Source organism: Dellaglioa sp. CoH-57-MRSF-17, assembly GCF_056782015.1.
On record NZ_JBXAXY010000017.1, the window covers coordinates 1 to 869 of the forward strand.

At 51.0% G+C, this 869-nt stretch carries 1 protein-coding gene; it reads right to left on the reverse strand.

From position 1 onward, the window contains the following. Positions 1–269: 269 nt before the first annotated feature. On the reverse strand, positions 270–869 hold a 600-nt coding region (locus AC1RPJ_RS07585; protein ID WP_481762817.1), incomplete at its 5' end, for a hypothetical protein.

Here is an 869-nt window from a genome sequence, read left to right on the forward strand (position 1 = left end):
ATGTCGGCACGTAGAGAACCGCCTTTATTGAGACCGACTTCGGCGCTGACCGCATACATCTTTTCACGCCAGTAATTTGCGACATGTTGTTTAATCAGCGTCGCGATCTCGGCCCGGGTCAATGTCGTTTTCTTAGCCACCAAAAGTCCTTCGTTGCTATGTGCAGCGATACCTCATGTGCAAATTCGCGAACACCGTAGATGGCGCACACGAGCGCCAGAAAGTGAATTGCTTGAATGTGACCTGTAAACATGGAAAAGCCCGTCTGGTTAACGTTGCATGAACTCGATTACGCGATCCCGTGATTCTGTATATGCCTGCTGCATGGCAGCGCCGATACGAGCACGACTATCATCTACTTCTTTACGAAAGTCTTTAAACTCGTCAACGCTCATACTGCCTTTTGCAGCGGCCATGATCGTCATAGTCTCGTTCATGACAAGCATAGCCAGATCACGCATCATGGGCCGCAAAACCGATTCGCTGATAGTGACACCAATAGCACCTCGATCCCGAGTTTGCTGCATGTCCGTCACAAGTTCCCGAATAGTCATCATCAGGTTGTTGAACGAGTGAACACCATAGCGTCCCTTCGATTCGCGAATCCCGTTTTCGACTTCGGCAACAAGATCAATACAGGTTTGAAGAGCGCGCTTCTGAATCACGGATGCTGCCGAATCAGAATCACCGACCTCCAAGAGCTGCTGTATGTTCTCGGCATCGTCGCCCAGAATCGAGTTAAGAGAGCCTGATTTGAGGCGCGAGATTCGTGAGCCGTCCTCATCAACGGTCACTACCTCTCGACGCTTTCGACTCACGGTTAGTCCCATGTCATCGTCGTCATCCTCAAGCGGATCGCGCTCGGGCTT